15 protein-coding genes and 1 tRNA gene are annotated in these 17,565 nt (G+C 70.6%); 8 read left to right on the top strand and 8 right to left on the bottom strand.

Annotated elements, in window-relative coordinates:
* Positions 1-3 precede the first annotated feature (3 nt).
* Positions 4-1,383: an MFS transporter gene (locus ACZ63J_RS41395; protein WP_465407492.1), complete on the top strand. Its 1,380-nt coding sequence runs from the start codon at positions 4-6 to the stop codon at positions 1,381-1,383.
* Here the strand turns inward: ACZ63J_RS41395 and ACZ63J_RS41400 are convergent.
* The 3 genes from ACZ63J_RS41400 to ACZ63J_RS41410 all read right to left on the bottom strand — a co-directional run bounded on the left by ACZ63J_RS41400 (position 1,340) and on the right by ACZ63J_RS41410 (position 2,421).
* Positions 1,340-1,414, bottom strand: a tRNA-Val gene (locus tag ACZ63J_RS41400). The two genes, ACZ63J_RS41395 and ACZ63J_RS41400, sit on opposite strands and share 44 nt — an antisense overlap.
* A gap of 42 nt (positions 1,415-1,456) precedes the next feature.
* Positions 1,457-1,918 carry a peroxiredoxin gene (locus ACZ63J_RS41405; protein WP_465407394.1) on the bottom strand — a complete coding sequence of 154 codons (462 nt, stop codon included), beginning with the start codon at positions 1,916-1,918 and terminating at the stop codon, positions 1,457-1,459.
* Positions 1,919-1,989: 71 nt separating this feature from the next.
* Positions 1,990-2,421, bottom strand: a complete 432-nt coding sequence (locus ACZ63J_RS41410; protein ID WP_465314426.1) for a DUF3052 domain-containing protein — start codon at positions 2,419-2,421, stop codon at positions 1,990-1,992.
* Between the two features lie 418 nt (positions 2,422-2,839).
* On the opposite strand from ACZ63J_RS41410, the gene aceE reads away from it, so the two are divergent.
* A complete protein-coding gene (gene aceE, locus ACZ63J_RS41415) occupies positions 2,840-5,635 on the top strand; it encodes a pyruvate dehydrogenase (acetyl-transferring), homodimeric type (protein WP_465407396.1) in 2,796 nt (931 codons plus the stop codon).
* An 83-nt stretch (positions 5,636-5,718) separates the two neighbouring features.
* Entirely contained in the window at positions 5,719-6,930 is a 1,212-nt protein-coding gene (locus ACZ63J_RS41420) for an alpha-hydroxy acid oxidase (protein ID WP_465314424.1), read from the top strand.
* Here the strand turns inward: ACZ63J_RS41420 and ACZ63J_RS41425 are convergent.
* On the bottom strand, positions 6,927-7,670 hold the full coding sequence (locus ACZ63J_RS41425) for an SDR family oxidoreductase (protein ID WP_465407398.1): 744 nt from the start codon (positions 7,668-7,670) through the stop codon (positions 6,927-6,929). The genes ACZ63J_RS41420 and ACZ63J_RS41425 overlap by 4 nt on opposite strands.
* 82 nt (positions 7,671-7,752) lie before the next feature.
* Here ACZ63J_RS41425 and ACZ63J_RS41430 point away from each other — a divergent pair, with 82 nt between their 5' ends.
* Together ACZ63J_RS41430 and ACZ63J_RS41435 are read left to right on the top strand one after the other, a co-directional pair.
* The gene (locus ACZ63J_RS41430; RefSeq protein ID WP_465407400.1) at positions 7,753-8,343 is read left to right on the top strand and encodes a TetR/AcrR family transcriptional regulator; all 591 of its coding nucleotides are present in this window, start codon (positions 7,753-7,755) and stop codon (positions 8,341-8,343) included.
* Between the two features lie 142 nt (positions 8,344-8,485).
* On the top strand, positions 8,486-10,099 hold the full coding sequence (locus ACZ63J_RS41435; RefSeq protein ID WP_465407494.1) for an L-lactate permease: 1,614 nt from the start codon (positions 8,486-8,488) through the stop codon (positions 10,097-10,099).
* On the opposite strand, the gene ACZ63J_RS41440 is transcribed toward ACZ63J_RS41435, so the two are convergent.
* The 4 genes from ACZ63J_RS41440 to ACZ63J_RS41455 all read right to left on the bottom strand — a co-directional run bounded on the left by ACZ63J_RS41440 (position 10,080) and on the right by ACZ63J_RS41455 (position 14,162).
* Positions 10,080-10,718 (bottom strand): nicotinamide mononucleotide transporter family protein, encoded by a 639-nt coding sequence (locus ACZ63J_RS41440; protein ID WP_465314420.1) that lies wholly within the window; start codon positions 10,716-10,718, stop codon positions 10,080-10,082. The two genes, ACZ63J_RS41435 and ACZ63J_RS41440, sit on opposite strands and share 20 nt — an antisense overlap.
* A gap of 237 nt (positions 10,719-10,955) precedes the next feature.
* Positions 10,956-11,732: a mechanosensitive ion channel family protein gene (locus ACZ63J_RS41445; RefSeq protein WP_465314419.1), complete on the bottom strand. Its 777-nt coding sequence runs from the start codon at positions 11,730-11,732 to the stop codon at positions 10,956-10,958.
* A gap of 301 nt (positions 11,733-12,033) precedes the next feature.
* Positions 12,034-13,257, bottom strand: a complete 1,224-nt coding sequence (locus ACZ63J_RS41450; RefSeq protein WP_465407401.1) for an ABC transporter permease — start codon at positions 13,255-13,257, stop codon at positions 12,034-12,036.
* On the bottom strand, positions 13,254-14,162 hold the full coding sequence (locus tag ACZ63J_RS41455) for an ABC transporter ATP-binding protein (protein ID WP_465407403.1): 909 nt from the start codon (positions 14,160-14,162) through the stop codon (positions 13,254-13,256). Before ACZ63J_RS41455 ends, ACZ63J_RS41450 begins: the two co-directional genes overlap by 4 nt.
* 125 nt (positions 14,163-14,287) lie before the next feature.
* On the opposite strand from ACZ63J_RS41455, the gene ACZ63J_RS41460 reads away from it, so the two are divergent.
* The 3 genes from ACZ63J_RS41460 (at position 14,288) to ACZ63J_RS41470 (ending at position 17,565) form a co-directional block, all read left to right on the top strand.
* The gene (locus tag ACZ63J_RS41460) at positions 14,288-15,502 is read left to right on the top strand and encodes a PucR family transcriptional regulator (RefSeq protein ID WP_465340363.1); all 1,215 of its coding nucleotides are present in this window, start codon (positions 14,288-14,290) and stop codon (positions 15,500-15,502) included.
* A gap of 159 nt (positions 15,503-15,661) precedes the next feature.
* A complete protein-coding gene (locus ACZ63J_RS41465) occupies positions 15,662-16,585 on the top strand; it encodes an ACP S-malonyltransferase (protein WP_465340362.1) in 924 nt (307 codons plus the stop codon).
* Complete coding sequence (locus tag ACZ63J_RS41470) at positions 16,582-17,565, top strand: beta-ketoacyl-ACP synthase III (protein WP_465340361.1); 984 nt, start codon at positions 16,582-16,584, stop codon at positions 17,563-17,565. The genes ACZ63J_RS41465 and ACZ63J_RS41470 overlap by 4 nt, the downstream gene beginning before the upstream one ends.

Raw genomic sequence — 17,565 nt, forward strand, 5'->3', positions numbered from 1 at the left:
GACATGACCTCGCTGTTCCTCGCGCTGCCGCAGCTGAGCGCGGACCTCGGCGCGAGCGCCACCGAGCAGCTGTGGATCACCGACAGCTACGGCTTCGTCGTCGCCGGGTTCGTGATCACCATGGGCACCCTCGGCGACCGGATCGGGCGACGGCGGCTGCTGCTCACCGGCGGCGGCGCGTTCGCGGCACTTTCGGTCGTCGCCGCGTTCTCGACCAGCCCGGAGATGCTCATCGTCGCGCGCGGGGCGCTCGGCATCGCCGGGGCGACACTGATGCCGTCGACGCTCGCCCTGATCACGAACATGTTCCGCGACGACCGGCAGCGCGGGAAGGCCATCTCGATCTGGGCCACCTGCCAGTTCGCGGGCGGCTCGGCCGGCCCGGTGCTCGCCGGGTTCCTGCTGCAGCACTTCGCGTGGGGGTCGGTCTTCCTGGTCGCCGTCCCGGCGATGGCGGTGCTGCTGGTGGCCGGCCCGTTCCTCCTGCCGGAGTCCCAGGCGCCCGCGACCGGGCGGCTCGACTTCGCCGGCGTCGCGCTCTCGCTGGCGGCCGTGCTGCTCATCGTGTTCGGCCTCAAGCAGCTGAGCGCCGGCGAGCTGACCGTGCCGCTGGTCGCGATCGCCGCCGGGGCCGGGCTGGGCACGGTCTTCGTCCGGCGTCAGCTGAGCTCGTCGTCGCCGTTGCTGGACCTACGGCTGTTCCGGAACCGCCCGTTCACCGCCGTGCTGGTCGCGCTCGTGTTCGCCGGGGTCGCGATGGCCGGGGTCGGCCTGCTGGTGACGCAGTACCTGCAGAGCGTCCTCGGGTATTCGCCGCTGGTGTCGGCGTTGCTGTTCGCCCCGATGGGGCTCGGCGTCGCGGCGGGCACACTAGCGGCGCCGGCGCTGACGGGCCGGATGACCCCGGCCACGGCGATCGCGGGCGGCCTGGTGGTCTCGGCGGCGGGCAGCCTCCTGCTGGCCTTCGCGGACGGCCTGCCGCTGGTCGTGGCGGGCATCGCGGTGCTGACGCTGGGCACGGGCCCGCTGTTCGCGCTCGGCATCGGCCTGGTGGTCGGCGCGGTCCCACCGGAACGCGCGGGCTCGGCGGCGTCGATGGCCGACACGGGCAACTACCTGGGCGGCTCGCTGGGCCTGGCCCTGATCGGCCTCCTGGCGACGGCGGTCTACCGCGCAGTGTTCCCGGCGGGAACAACGCTGGCGGCGGACGTCACCCGACCGGAACTGGCGGCCCAGGCCAAGGCAGCGTTCACGACCGCGGTGAACGTCACGGGCGTGATCGCGGCGGTGCTGTTCGCGGGCCTGGCCCTGCTGGTGACGACGATGCGTCAGCGCGACGTGGTGGGCGCAGCAGGGTTCGAACCTGCGACCGCTCGGGTGTAAGCCGAGTGCTCTTCCGCTGAGCTATGCGCCCGGCGGCGGCGGTCCCCAGCCAGGGGGCCGCCGCCGGGAAACCTCACACCAGTTCGGCGACGGCCTTCTTCCAGGCCTGCTGGTCGCGGGCCTCGCCCGGGGCGTTGACCTCGGCGAACCTGACCACACCGGAGGTGTCGACCAGGAACGTGCCGCGGACCGCCAGGCCCGCCTGCTCGTTGAAGACGCCGTACGCGCGGGCCACCTCGCCGTGCGGCCAGAAGTCGGACAGCAGCGGGAACTGGTAGCCCTCCTTCTCGGCCCACGCCTTCAGCGAGAACGGCGTGTCCACCGAGACACCCAGCACCTGGACGCCCTTGCCGTCGTAGTCCGCGAACTCGTCACGGAGCTGGCAGAGCTCGCCCGTGCAGATGCCGCTGAACGCGAACGGGTAGAAGACCTCCAGCACCGGCTTGTCACCCCGGAAGGACGACAGCTGGACCGGCTGCTTGTTGTAGTCGTTGAGCGTGAAGTCAGGGGCCTCAGAGCCGACCTCGAGGGCCATACCGCGTTTCCTCTCCCGAACGGACACGTGCCTGCGACGACAACCCTATCGTGTCACCCGGGCGAGCCGGTTCAGCGCTGCTTGGACTTCGACTTGGGGGACACCAGCCGGGTGCCGATCCAGTTCGCCCCCACGCTCATGTTGGCGGTCTGGGCCAGCCCGACGGCAGGGACCGCTTCGGCGATCTCGCTCGGCTCGACGTGCCCGGGCTGTCCCGTCTTCGGGGTCAGGACCCAGATCACGCCGGTTTCTTCCAGGGGGCCCCTGGCGTCGATGAGCGCGTCGCCGAGGTCGCCGTCGTCTTCGCGCCACCACAGCAGCACCACGTCGATGACCTCGTCGGCTTCCTCGTCGAGGATGTCCCCGCCGATCTGCTCCTCGATCGCCGCGCGGACGTCGTCGTCGACGTCCTCGTCCCAGCCGATCTCCTGGACCACCATCTCGGGCTTGATGCCGAGCCTCTCGGCGACGCTGCTCTGATCAGCGTCTCCCGCGGCGACCACTGCTTTCACTCCTCCAACTACGACGGAGCGTGGCGGTCCGGCACCCTCGTGGAGGGTACGGCTGCGCCACACTCGGCTACCCGGTTGCCGATAGCGAACACTGGTGCGGCGCTGCGCGCAACCGTCCACACCGGATCTTTGACAACTCGTGTCGCAGGATACGGGGCGGCGGGGACCCGCCGCGACGGCGTTTCGGGTGCCTCCGGCGACCGGTCTGGCACCCCGCCAGGACCCGTCCCCTAGGGTGGGGAGGAAGAAAACGCGCGCGCGATACACCGCGCGCTGGGAGTGGCTCGCCCGGGTCGGCCGATGTTACCGCCAAGTAGCGGTGCGGAAGCCGGGACGGAAGACGACGATGGAGAGTCGTACACCCCCGCGTACGAGCACCACCGGCTACAACTTTTCGCAAGGAGACCCCTTGGCCCCGCAGAACGACGGCGCCTCCGGCAAGGAGACCCCGGCACGCGTACGCGTCATCCGTGACGGATTGGCGGCGCACCTGCCCGACATCGACCCGGAGGAGACCGCCGAGTGGCTGGACTCCTTCGACGAGGCGCTGGCCAGGGGAGGTCAGCAGCGGGCCCGGTACCTGATGCTGCGCATCCTGGAGCGCGCCCGTGAACGCCACGTCGGCGTGCCGGCGCTCACGTCGACGGACTACGTCAACACCATCCCGACGGAGAACGAACCGTGGTTCCCCGGCGACGAGGAGATCGAGCGCCGCTACCGCGCCTACATCCGGTGGAACGCCGCGATCATGGTGCACCGGGCGCAGCGCCCGGGCGTCGGCGTCGGCGGGCACATCTCGACCTACGCCTCCTCCGCCGCGCTCTACGAAGTCGGGTTCAACCACTTCTTCCGCGGCAAGGACCACTCGGGCGGGGGTGACCACGTCTACCTCCAGGGCCACGCCTCCCCCGGCACCTACGCCCGCGCGTTCCTCGAAGGCCGGCTGACCGAGCAGCAGCTCGACGGCTTCCGCCAGGAGTTCTCGCACGCCGGTGAGGGCGGCGGCCTGCCGTCGTACCCGCACCCGCGGCTGATGCCGGAGTTCTGGGAGTACCCGACGGTGTCCATGGGCCTCGGCCCGATGAACGCCATCTACCAGGCCCGGTTCAACCGCTACCTGCGCGACCGCGGCATCAAGGACACGAACGACCAGCACGTCTGGGCGTTCCTCGGCGACGGCGAGATGGACGAGCCCGAGTCGCGCGGCCTGATCCACGTCGCGGCGCACGAGGGCCTCGACAACCTGACCTTCGTGATCAACTGCAACCTGCAGCGGCTCGACGGCCCGGTGCGCGGCAACGGCAAGATCATCCAGGAGCTGGAGTCGTACTTCCGCGGCGCCGGCTGGAACGTCATCAAGGTCATCTGGGGCCGCGAGTGGGACTCGCTGCTGCACGCCGACCGCGACGGCGCCCTGGTCAACCTGATGAACGTGACGCCCGACGGCGACTACCAGACGTACAAGGCCAACGACGGCGCCTTCGTCCGCGAGCACTTCTTCGGCCGCGACCCGCGGACGAAGGACCTGGTCAAGGACCTCTCCGACGCCGACATCTGGAACCTCAAGCGCGGCGGCCACGACTACCGCAAGGTGTACGCGGCGTACAAGTCGGCGCTGGAGCACCACGGCCAGCCGACGGTGATCCTGGCCCACACGATCAAGGGTTACGGCCTGGGCCCGGCGTTCGAAGGCCGCAACGCCACGCACCAGATGAAGAAGCTCACCCTCGACGACCTCAAGCTGTTCCGCGACTCGCAGCGGATCCCGATCAGCGACGAGGAGCTCGAGCGCGACCCGAAGCTGCCGCCGTACTACCACCCGGGCGCGAACTCGCCCGAGATCGAGTACATGGTCGGCCGCCGCAAGGCGCTCGGCGGCTTCCTGCCCGAGCGGCGCCCGAAGGCGTCGAAGGCGCTCGTGCTGCCCGGCGACAAGGTCTACGAGGGCCTGCGCAAGGGCTCCGGCAAGCAGGAGGTCGCCACGACGATGGCGTTCGTCCGGCTGGTCCGCGAGCTGGCGAAGGACTCCGAGATCGGCAAGCGCGTCGTCCCGATCATCCCGGACGAGGCCCGCACCTTCGGCCTCGACTCGATGTTCCCGACGGCCAAGATCTACAACCCGCACGGCCAGACCTACACCTCGGTCGACGCGAGCCTGATGCTGGCCTACAAGGAGTCCGAAAAGGGCCAGCTGCTGCACGAGGGCATCAACGAGGCGGGCTCGACCGCGTCGTTCACCGCCGTCGGCACGTCGTACGCGACGCACGGCGAGCCGATGATCCCGATCTACATCTTCTACTCGATGTTCGGGTTCCAGCGCACCGGTGACGGCCTCTACGCCGCCGCCGACCAGATGGCCCGCGGGTTCGTCCTCGGCGCCACCGCCGGCCGGACCACCCTGACGGGTGAGGGCCTGCAGCACGCGGACGGGCACTCGCTGCTGCTGGCGGCGACCAACCCGGCCGCGGTGGCCTACGACCCGTCGTGGTCGTTCGAGATCGCGCACATCGTGAAGGACGGCCTGCGCCGGATGTACGGCGAGACCGGCCCGGACGGCAACGGCGAGAACGTCTTCTACTACATGACGATCTACAACGAGCCGTACCAGCAGCCCGCCGAGCCGGAGAACCTCGACGTCGACGGCCTGCTGAAGGGTCTGTACAAGTACGCGGACGCGCCCTCGGGCGACGGTCCGGAGGTGCAGATCCTGGTCTCGGGCGTCACGATGCCGGACGCGCTCAAGGCGCAGAGGCTGCTCGCCGAGGAGTGGGGCGTGCGGGCGTCGGTCTGGTCGGCGACGTCGTGGACCGAGCTGCGGCGCGAGGCCGTGGAGATCGACCACGACAACCTGCTCTACCCGGGCAGCGAGCCGCGCGTGCCGTACGTGACCGAGAAGCTGCAGGGCTCGAACGGCCCGGTCGTGGCGGTGTCGGACTGGATGCGCGCGGTGCCGGACCTGATCCGCCCGTACGTGCCGACCGACATGCTGACGCTGGGCACCGACGGGTTCGGGTTCTCCGACACCCGGCCGGCGGCGCGGCGGAAGTTCCTGGTCGACGCCGAGTCGATCACCGTCGGCGCGCTGTCGATCCTGGCCAAGCGCGGCGAGGTCGACTCGGCGAAGGTCCTCGAAGCGGCCACGAAGTACCGGCTCGACGACATCGCGGCCGCCGGGCCGCAGACGTCGGATTCCGGTAGCGCGTGACCTGGTGCTAGAAAGGGACCCGGCAGACATCCGATGTCTGCCGGGTCCCGCTCGCCGTGTTGGTCGTCAGGGAGTTGATGAAGGTGACGAAGCGCCGACTGCCGAAGCCGGACGAGCTGAAGCAGATCCTGCGGCCGAAGCCGATCGTGCTGAACCCGACCGACCGGCGGCTGGCGAACGCGCACACCATCGCCGACCTGCGGACGATCGCGCGCAAGCGCACCCCCCGGGCGGCCTTCGACTACACCGACGGCGCGGCCGAGCTCGAGGACAGCCTTCGCCGCGCGCGACAGGCCTACCGGCGGATCGAGTTCCACCCGAACGTGCTGCGCGGGGTGTCCGATGTGGACACCACGCGCGAGATCCTCGGGAAGACGTCCGCGCTGCCGTTCGCCTTCGCCCCCACCGGGTTCACCCGGATGATGCAGCACGAGGGCGAGAGCGCGGTGGCCCGCGTCGCCGAGCGCAACGGCATCCCGGTCGGCCTCTCGACGATGGCGACAACGTCGATCGAAGACCTCGCGGCTGCCGCGCCCGGCGCGCGCAAGTGGTTCCAGCTCTACGTCTGGCGCGACCACGGCGCGGGTGAAGATCTGATGAATCGCGCCTGGGAGCACGGCTACGACACGCTCATGCTGACCGTGGACACCCCGGTCGGCGGCGCCCGCCTGCGTGACGTCCGCAATGGCCTGACCATCCCGCCGGCGCTGACCCTCAAGACGTTCCTCGACGGCGCGACGCACCCGGCGTGGTGGTTCAACCTGCTGACCACCGAGCCGCTGAACTTCGCCTCGCTCAACCACTTCGGCGGCACCGTCGCCGAACTGCTGAACAAGCTCTTCGACCCCACGCTCAACTTCGACGACCTCGACTGGGTGCGCCGCACCTGGCCCGGGAAGCTCGTGGTGAAGGGCGTGCAGAACGTCGACGACGCCCGCGACGTCGTCAAGCACGGCGCGGACGCGGTCCTGATCTCGAACCACGGCGGCCGCCAGCTCGACCGCGCCCCGACGCCCCTGGAGCTGCTCCCGGCGGTGCTGGACGAGCTCCAGGGCGGCGCCGAGGTCTGGATCGACACGGGCATCCTCTCGGGCGGCGACATCGTGGCGGCGATCGCCCGCGGCGCCGACGCGGTGCTGGTCGGCCGCGCGTTCCTGTACGGCCTGATGGCCGGCGGTGAGCGCGGGGTGCAGCGCTGCGTCGACATCCTGCGGACGGAGATGGTCCGCACGATGCAGCTGCTGGGCGTCCGGACCCTGAAGGACCTGACGCCCTCGCACGCCACCCTGCGTTAGACCTGCGCCTGGCCGCCGTCGACGAAGAACTCGACGCCGTTGACGAAGCTCGCCTCGTCGGTGGCCAGGAACAGCGCCGCCGCGGCGATCTCGCTCGGGTCGCCCAGGCGGCCGAGCGGCACCTGGCTCGCCATGCCGTCCACGAGCTGCTGCTGCGCGTCCGGCTCGGCCAGGCCGAGCAGGCCCGGGGTGAGCGTCGGCCCGGGGCTGAGCACGTTGACGCGGATTCCCTTGCCCTGCAGGTCGAGCGCCCAGGTGCGGGCGAAGCTGCGGACGGCGGACTTCGTCGACGCGTAGACGCTCATGCCCGGCGCCACGCGCGTCGACGTCGTCGAGCCGGTGAGGATGACCGAGGCCTTGTCGTTCAGCAGCGGCAGGGCCTTCTGCACGGTGAAGACGACGCCCTTGACGTTCGTGCCGAAGGTCGCGTCGAACTGCTCCTCGGTGATCTCGCCGAGCGGCTGGGTCACGCCACCGCCCGAGTTGGCCACGACGACGTCGAGACCGCGGCCGCGCTCGGCGATCACCCGGTAGACCTCGTCGAGGTCGGCGAGGTTCGAGGAGTCGGCGCGGATCGCCTGGACGCTGCCGCCGATCTCGGCGACGGCGTCGTCGAGGACCTCCTTGCGCCGCCCGGTGATCACGACGTGCGCGCCTTCGGCGGCGAACCGCTTCGCGATGCCCAGGCCGATGCCGGTCCCGGCGCCGGTCACCAGTGCCGTCTTGTCCTTCAGGTTCATCTCGCCCTCCGAATTCTTGACTATCTCGTCCAGAACGTACGCGGTTCTGGACGAGATAGTCAAGAATGGGTAGGCTGACTTCATGGCGAGACCCCGGAGCTTCGACGAGGCCGCGGTCCTGCGCGCCGCACGGGACCAGTTCTGGGCGACCGGTTACGCGGGTACGAAGATCGACGACATCGCGGCGGCGACCGGCCTCGGCAAAGGCAGCCTCTACGGCGCCTTCGGGGACAAGCACGCGCTGTTCCTGCGCGTCTACGACGACTACTGCACCGAGGCGGCCGAAGGCACCCGGCGCGCGCTGTCCGGGCCGGACGACACCGCCTACCAGCGGCTGCGCGAGCACGTCCTGGCGATCGCCGCGGACACCGCGGCCGACCGCGACCGGCGCGGCTGCCTGATCGCGAAGAGCACGGCGGAGTGCGCGCAGCACGACGAAGCGATCGCCGCCCGCTCCGAGCGCGCGTTCCGCGAGCTGCACGCCCAGCTGGCGGACTGCATCGCGGCGGCCCAGCGCGCCGGCGACATCGCCGGCGGCCACGACCCGGCCCACCTGGCGAGCCTCCTGCTCGCCGTCAACCGCGGCATCGAAGCGCTCGGCAAGGGCGGTTCAAGCCCGGCGGAGCTGCAGACGATCGCCGAGACCACCCTGGCCGTCCTGCCGAAGCCGTAACCCGCGTTACCGCCTGACCCGTTGGGCCAACCGGACTCAACTTCTTGACGGACCGCCTGGTTTGTGACGAAGATCTCGGGCACTCGCCGAAAGGCCGTTTTCGCATCGTGGAAAACGGAGGTCGCCCGTGTTCGTGCAGGCCCTGTTCATTCAAGACGTGACTCCCCTCGGCTCGCTGGGCCTGTCGGCGCTCGTCGCCGTGCTGCCCCTGGCCACCGTCCTCGTCCTCCTCGGCGTCATCCGGATGCGGGCGCACCACGCCGCCCTGATCGGGCTGCTGGTCGCGCTCGTCGTCGGGATCGCCGCGTTCGGGATGCCGATCGTCCAGGCCGTCTCTGGCGCGCTGTCGGGCGCCGCGTTCGGGCTGTGGCCGATCATGTGGATCGTCGTCAACGCGCTGTGGATCTACCGGCTCACCGTGCGGACCGGGCACTTCGACGTCCTGCGCCGCTCGTTCGGCCGGATCTCCGACGACCCGCGGATCCAGGCGCTGATCATCGCCTTCTGCTTCGGCGCGCTGATGGAGGCCCTCGCCGGCTTCGGCGCGCCGGTCGCGATCAGCGCCGTGATGCTGGTGGCCGTCGGCTTCCACCCGGTGAAGGCCGCCGTCGTCGCGCTGGTCGCGAACACCGCGCCGGTCGCGTTCGGCGCGATGGGCACCCCGGTCGTCACGCTCGCCCAGGTCACCGGGCTGCCGCTGGAGCAGGTCTCCTCGATCGTCGGCCGCCAGACGCCGTTGCTCGCGCTGGTCGTGCCGCTGCTGCTGGTGATCATCGTCGACGGCAAGCGCGGCCTGCGTGACACCTGGCTGCCCGCGCTGGTCTGCGGGGTCGCGTTCGGGCTCGTGCAGTTCCTCGCGTCGAACTTCGTGTCCCCGCAGCTGGCCGACATCGGCGCGGCGCTCGCCGGCGCGGCCGCGCTCGTGGCGCTCCCCCAGACCCGCCGCGCGGTGCCCGAGTCCGTCCGGATCGGCACGGGCGGCACGGCGGGCACCGAGGAGACGCCGCCGGAGGACTCCCGCAACGACGTCGTCAAGGCCTACCTGCCCTACCTCCTGATCATCGTGATCTTCTCGGTCGCCGTGCTGCCGCCGGTCAAGAAGCTGCTCGACAAGGCGACGTGGAAGTTCCACTGGCCGGGCCTGAACGTCGCGGGGCCGAACGGGAAACCGGTGTCCGGCAACACCTTCTCGCTGCCGTTCCTCAACACCGGCGGCACGCTGGTGCTGCTGGCCGGCATCCTGACAACGGTGCTGCTGGCGGTGTCGGCGAGCGGCGCCGCGAGCGAGTGGCTGGCCACGGTGAAGGAGCTGCGGTTCGCGATTCTCACCGTCACCGGGGTGCTCGCGCTGGCCTACGTGATGAACCTGTCCGGCCAGACGAGCACGATCGGCACGTTCATCGCGGCCGCGGGCGCGGGCCTGGCGTTCCTCTCCCCGGTGCTGGGCTGGTTCGGCGTCGCCGTCTCGGGCTCGGACACCTCGGCGAACGCGCTGTTCGGCGCGTTGCAGGTGACGGCGGCGAACAAGACGGGCCTGCCCGCGGACCTGCTCGCCGCGGCCAACAGCTCCGGCGGGGTGCTCGGCAAGATGGTCTCGCCGCAGAACCTCACGATCGCGTGTGTGGCCGCGAACCTGCCCGGTGAGGAGGGCAAGCTCCTGCGGAAGGTGCTGCCGTGGAGCGTCGGGCTGCTGCTGGTGATGTGCCTGATCGTGTGGGGTCAGAGCACGCCGGTGCTCAGCTGGATGCTGCCATGACGTCGTGGGCGGCGATCGTCTGCTTCGCGGAGCGGTTCCAGCTCCACCAGCCGTGCACGACGAGCCCGGCGAAGACGATGTAGATCGCGGCGGAGAAGTAGAGCCCGGACGAGATCTGCAGCGGCACGCCGATCGCGTCGACGACCAGCCAGACCAGCCAGAACTCGACGAGCCCCGCACCCTGCGCCCCGAAGGCGACGAGGGTCCCGACGAAGATGGCGGCGTCCGGCCAGGGCGCCCACGACGCGTGCAGCGCGTCCAGGACCAGCGCCATCACGGTGGTGCCGACGACGAAGGCGCCGAGCATGGCCAGGCGTTCGACGAGCCGTCCCTGCCGCACGACGACGCCGAAGACAGGGTCCTGGCGGCGCGTCCAGGCCCACCAGCCGTAGACGGAGATGGCGAGGATGGCGACCTGCCGCGCGGCGAGCCCCCCGAGGTGCGCGGAGACGTAGACGGCGAAGAGCAGGACGGTCGCCCCGACCTGCACGGGCCACGTCCACAGGGTGCGACGCTGGGCGAGGAAGACCACGGCCAGCGCGAACACCTGCCCGGCGAGCTCCGCGATCGAGATCCACTGTCCGAGCACGGTGATCCCGTGGTGCAGCAGGAAGTCCACGACACGCCCCTTTCGTCCTCCCGCTCCAACATGCTCCGCGAAGGGTGAATTCCCCAGAGACTGTGAGCGGCGAGACATCCCGAGGCGTGGGACGGCCGGAGGGGGTTGAGGTCGGGATACGCGACCCGGCCTGGTCGGGACCGGGGCCCGCGCGGCGGGCTGCCCCGGCACACAGACGAGAACGGGCCCGGCGGCTTCCCCGTCCGCCGGGCCCGTCCGTCACCTCACTGAGCCCGCTCAGACCTGCGGACGCTGCATGCCCGCCGGCGGGGTCGGGGTGTTGTCGGCGCCGACCGTCGCCCGCGGCGGGGCGCTCGTGCCCATCTCGCCCGTGCGCTGGGCCGGGGTCTCGGCCAGCTGCTGCTGCATGTTCGCCATCCAGCCGCGCCAGCGGTCCTGGGCCGGCTTGATGAGTCCGCCGCCGAAGCCGACCACGATCACCCCACCGATCGTCGCCAGGACCGCGATCAGGACCGGGCCGGTGATCGCCGTTGCGATGTTCACCTGGCCGAGGGCCGCGATGATGCCGAACGCCATGATCAGCCAGTACGCGCCGGTCGCCAGGTAACGGCCGGCCGGGCGGCCCGACATCGCCGACGAGACGACGTCACGCACGACCTTCGCGATCGCCGCCGCGACCACGATCAGCACCAGCGCGACCACGATCCGCGGCAGGAACGCGATGATGTCGTTGAGCAGCTGGCTCACCGGGTTGGTCGGCCCGAACACGCCGAACGCCAGCTGCAGCGCGATCAGCAGAATGAAGTAGTAGACCAGTTTCACGAGGATCCCGGCCGCGTCGATCTTCTGCTGGCCGATGCTGGCGGAAAGGCCGGTCTTCTCGATCAGCTTGCCGAACCCGACCTTTCCGAGGACCAGACTCAGCCCTTTCGACACCGCCTTCGCGATCAGCCAGCCGATCAGCAGGATGATCAGGAATCCGACGAGTTTCGGCACGAACGTGGCGACGAGGTTCCACGCCTGCCCGAGTCCGTCCTTCAGTTGCTGGCCCATGTCCGACTCCCTCTAGGTGTTCGCACCGAATCACGATTCGGGTGGTGCGCGCTGTTGTGCACCGGATCGTTGATCAGGTACCCAGCCGCGGCAACTCGTGCGCCCCACGATCGAGTGAGACGACTGGCGCGCGAAGATCAGCCACGGCCATACTGGTTCTACCGGTGGGGACCGGGGAGACGAGGCCGTCCGGCGCAGCGTAAACCGCAAGCGCCGGGCGGCCTCGAGCATTTACCGGGTATACAAAATCCGGCCCCCGGAAGCCGAAGCTCCCGAGGGCCGGATGAACAGCGGAAGAACGTCAGGCGGCGCGCAGGGCGTCGCGCAGTTTCACCTTCGCGCCACTGCGCATCACGGCGTTGCGGTAGATCCGCGCGGCGAGCCAGATCAATCCCGGAATCATCAGCACCACCAGCCCCACCGACAACACCGCTTCCCACACCGGCACCCCGCCCATCGCGAGCCGGATCGGCATCAGCGTCGGCGAGAACACCGGAATCACGGAAAGCACCTCGACGAACGTGCTGCCCGGATTCGACGGCAGCACCGAAATGCCGATCACGTACCCGGCGATCACGAACATCAACGCGGGCATCGTCGCGCCGCCGACGTCTTCCTGGCGCGAAACCAGCGCACCCAGCGCGGCGAACACGATCGAGTACATGAAGAACCCGAGCAGGTACCACACGATCAGCCACACGACGGCGCCGATCGCCGAAGACAGCGAGAGATCCGGCAGCGCCCCGGTCGCCGTCACGGCGATCAGGCCGCCGACGCCGATCACGACCATCTGGATCAGCCCCACCACCCCGATGCCGAGCACCTTCCCGGCCATCAGCTGCCACGGCTTGATCGTCGACAGCAGCAGCTCGACCACCCGCGACGTCTTCTCCTCGACGACACCCTGGGCGACGGTCTGGCCGTTGATCATCAGCGAGAGGTAGATCAGGATGCCCGCCACGATGCCCAGCACCAGCTGCGTGCCGTTGTAGTCGTACGGCTGCTCCAGCGGCGGGTCCTCGACGAACTTCGCCGCCGCGACGGCCGCCTGGAACTGCGCCGGGTTGCCGCCCAGGCCGGTGATCTGCTGGTCGATGGCGGCCTGCCGGGCGAGCAGCTGCAGCACGTTCGCGAGCTTGCTGTCGAGGTCCTTCTTCACCTGGACGTGCACGCTCTTGCCATCGCCGGTGAGCAGCGCGTCGATCGAGCCGTCCTCGAGCTTCGCGCGCCCGGCCGCCTCGTCGGCGACCTGGGTGACGTCGATCTTCTCGTCAACGGCCTGGCCGCCGGCCTTCAGCGGCGCGGCGAACGGCGCGGTCGCCGAGGTGTACCCGACCGTCGAGTCGGCGCTGTCCCCGCCGGAGATCAGCTTGACCAGCACGATGCCGGCGACGATCAGCAGCAGCATGACGGCGGTGGCGACGCGGAAGGCCTTCGACTTCACCCGGGTGGAGATCTCGCGGGAGGCGACCAGCCCGACCGCGCCCATCGGGCTCATCCGCACATCGGGAAGCGGGGCGCTCATGCGGGGACCTCCTCGGTGGTCACGACGGAACGGAACAGGTCGGCCAGCGTCGGCTGCTCGCGGGCGAACTCGCGCACCGGCCCGGTGGCCAGCGCGGCCTTGAGGACGTCCTGGTCGTCGGCGCCCTCGCCCAGCTCGAGCTCGGTCACCGTGCCCTTGCGCCCGAGCACCTTCACACCGGGCAGGCCGTCGGCCCAGTCGTCGCCGGCCGACGGCACGTCGACGCGCAGCCGCACGGCGCCGCCGGAGCGCAGGTCGCCGACCGTGCCGATCTCGACCATCTGTCCACTCCGGACGATGCCGACGCGGTCGCAGAGGCGCTCCACGAGGTCGAGCTGGTGGCTGGAGAACACGACCGGCACACCCTCGGCGGCCTTTTCCCGCAGCACCTGGCTCATCACGTCCACCGCGACCGGGTCGAGGCCGGAGAACGGCTCGTCGAGCACCAGGATCCGCGGCTCGTGCACCAGCGCCGCGGCCAGCTGGACGCGCTGCTGGTTGCCGAGGCTGAGCTTCTGGACCTCGTCGTCGCGGCGCGAGGCCACGCCCAGCCGTTCGGTCCACTTCTCCGCCGACGACCTGGCGTCCGAAGCGGACATCCCGTGCAGCCGGGCGAGGTAGGTGAGCTGCTCGCCGACCTTCATCTTGGGGTAGAGCCCGCGTTCTTCCGGCATGTACCCGATGTGGCGCCGGGTTTCGTGCGTCACCGGCTCGCCTTCGTAGCGCACCTGGCCGGCGTCGGCGGACAGCACGCCGAGCGCGATCCGCATGGTGGTGGTCTTCCCGGCGCCGTTGCTGCCGACGAAGCCGAACAATTCACCCGGCCGGACGTCGAACGTCATTTCACGCAAAGCGACCACGTCGCCGTAGCGTTTGGAGATCGCGTCGATCTCTAAACCGGTCATTCCGGTTCCCCCATTCCTGGTCTGCCCTCGCCGGAGATCCTAGGCAGTACGTCCACGCCCCGCATACCGTCCGGCGTTGCCTTCGGCGGCTACGAAAGTTGCGGGCACGTAGGATCGCCTCCGCCATGGATGGAACGACCGCCCCGCGCCGGGTGCCCAAGCACCACGGACTGTCCGCGAAGACACTCCGGCGGCTCGAGCACGCGTCCGGCAGCCTGGCCAGCGCCAGTGTCGCGGTGATGGAACGGCGGCTGCCGTGGTTCGCCCGGCTGCCCGCCGACCAGCGCGCGAGCGTCCTGCTGATCACGCAGGCCGGCGCCGCCGGTTTTGTCAGCTGGCTGCGGGACTCGAAGGAAGCGCTGAAGCTCACGACGGAGGCGTTCCGCGACGCGCCGGCCGAGCTTTCGCGGTGGGTCAGCCTGCGCCAGGCGGTCGGCATGGTGCGGCTCGCCATCGAAGTCTTCGAAGAGCAGCTGCCCGAATTCGCCGCGAACGAAGCCGAACGGGCCGCCCTGATCGAGGGAATCCTTCGCTACGGCCGGGAAATCGCGTTCGCGGCGGCGAACTCCTACGCCGCCGCCGCGGAGGCGCGCGGCGCGTGGGACGCCCGGCTGGAGGCGCTGGTCGTCGACGGCATCGTCCGCGGGGACGCCGAGGAGTCGGTGCTCTCGCGCGCGACCGCGCTGGGCTGGGAGCCGTCCGCCGCGGCGACGGTCCTGGTGGGCAACCCGCCGTCGGAAGACCCGCCGACGGTGGTGTTCGAGGTCCGCAGCCGCGCGGCTCGCGTCGGGCGCCCGGTGCTGCTGTCGGTGCAGGGCTCCCGGCTGGTGGTCGTGGTGGGCGGGCCGACCGACGGCGGCCTGAAGGAACGCGAAATCCTGGCCAAGATGTCGGTGGCGTTCGCCGACGGCCCGGTGGTCGCGGGCCCGACCGTGGCGACGCTCGCGGAGGCCCATCACAGCGCCACGGAGGCGCTGTCCGGGCTGCGCGCGGTGGTCGGCTGGCCCGGCGCGCCCCGCCCGGTCCGTTCGGCCGACCTGCTGCCGGAGCGCGCGCTGTCCGGCGACGCCGAGGCCGAGCGCCTGCTGGTCGACCTGATCGCCCGGCCGTTGGAAGAGGCCGGCCCGACGCTGCAACGCACGGTGGAGGCCTACCTCGAGTCCGGCGGCGTGCTGGAGACGTGCGCGAAGACGCTGTTCGTCCACCCGAACACCGTCCGCTACCGCCTGCGGAAGGCGGCGGACCTGACCGGCTGCCAGCCGACCGACCCGCGGGACGCGCTGGTGCTGCGGATCGCGCTCACCGTGGGCCGGCTGGCCCGCGCCCGCGGCCTCTGGTGACGGCCCGCGCGTGACCCAGATTACAGTGAACCCGACAAGGCTTCCGGGTTACGAGCGAGGTCGTCCGGCGCGTCTTTGGAGGTTTCCGACAAAGACGCCGGGCAGACACTGTGAGCGTCGGCATCACGGGAACCGGGCCCCAGCGTGTTGTCTTAGAGGGTGACAGCAGCAGTCCTCGCTCCCGGTCAGGGGTCCCAGGCCCCCGGTATGTTCACGCCCTGGCTCGACCTCGACGGCGCCCGCGAGCGCGTCGCCCAGTGGTCCGAGCGCGCGGGGCTCGATCTGCTCCGCCTCGGCACCGAGGGGGACGCCGAGGAGATCCAGGACACCGCGATCGCGCAGCCGCTGATCGTCGCCCTGTCGCTGCTCACCTTCGAGCACCTCCAGGCCACCGCGCCGGTGCCCGCCGACGCGCCGGTCGCCGGCCACTCCGTCGGCGAGCTCGCGGCCGCCGCGATCGCCGGGGTGCTCAAGCCCGAAGACGCCGTCGCGCTCGCCGCCGTCCGCGGCGCCGAGATGGCGAAGGCGTGCGCGCTCGAACCGACGTCGATGGCCGCGGTCATGCTCGGGGACCCCGAGCAGGTCGTCGCCTGGCTCGAAGAGCAGGGCCTGACCGCGGCGAACCGCAACGGAGCGGGGCAGATCGTCGCCTCCGGGGCCGCCGACACGATCGCGAAGATCGTCGCCGAACCCCTTGAAGGCACGAAGATCCGCGCCCTCAAGGTCGCCGGCGCGTTCCACACGCAGTACATGGCGCCCGCCGAAGAGGCGTTGCGCGCCCACGCCGCCGAGCTCACCCCGGCCGACCCGACGCGCCCGCTGCTGTCCAACGCGGACGGCGCGGTCGTCACCAGCGGGGCCGAGTACCTGGAGCGCCTGGTTTCGCAGGTCACCCGGTCGGTCCGCTGGGACCTGACGATGGACGGCCTCGTCGCGCTCGGCGTCACCCGCACCGTCGAACTCGCGCCCGCGGGCACGCTGACCGGCCTGGTCAAGCGGCAGCTCAAGGGCGTCGTGACCACTACCACCGCGCTGAAGACGCCGGCCGAACTGGCGGCGCTGCGCCAGGAGGACGCCTCGTGACCGACCGACCGGCCCTGAGCCTCAACCCGGGCTCCCGCGGGAGCCGCGTGCTGGGCGTCGGCAGCTACCAGCCCAAGAAGGTCGTCACCAACGACGACCTCTCGAAGCTGATGGAGACCAACGACGAGTGGATCCAGACGCGCGTCGGGATCATCGAGCGCCGCTTCGCCGAGAAGGACGAGCTGCTCACCGACATGGCCGTCGCCGCCGGCACCGCCGCGCTGGCCGACGCGGGCGTCGACCCGTCCGAAGTGGACACGGTGATCCTCCCGAACTGCACCATGCCGACGCAGATCCCGAACGCGGCCGCCCAGGTCGCCGCCCGGATCGGCATCCCGAGCCCCGGCGCGTTCGACCTCAACGCGGCGTGCGCCGGGTTCTGCTACGGCCTCGGGGTCGCCTCCGACCTGGTCCGCGCGGGCTCGGCGAAGAAGGTCCTCGTGATCGGCGCCGAGAAGCTCACCGACTCGGTGAACCCGACCGACCGCGCGAACGCGATCATCTTCGCCGACGGCGCCGGCGCCGCGGTCGTCGGCGCGTCCGACGAGCCGCAGATCGGCCCGGTCTCCTGGGGCAGCGCGGGTGACCTCGTCGACCTGATCGGGATGACCGAGGACAAGTTCATCTACCAGGAGGGCCAGTCGGTCTTCCGGTGGGCGACCACCCAGATCGCGCCGATCGCACTGCAGGCGCTGGAGGTCGCCGGGCTGAAGCCGTCCGATGTGGACGTCCTCATCCCGCACCAGGCGAACCTGCGCATCGTCGAGGCGATCGCGAAGAAGCTGCGGGCGCAGGGCGCTCGCGAAGAAATGGTCGTCGCCGACGACATCAAGTACTCCGGCAACACCTCGTCGGCGTCCATCCCCCTCGCGCTGGACCACATGCGCAAGGCCGGGACGGCGAAGTCCGGCGACGTGGTGCTGGCGGTCGGGTTCGGCGCGGGCCTGTCCTACGCCGGGCAGGCGTTCGTCTGCCCCTGA

The sequence above is a fragment of the Amycolatopsis sp. NPDC104863 genome (assembly GCF_055582965.1).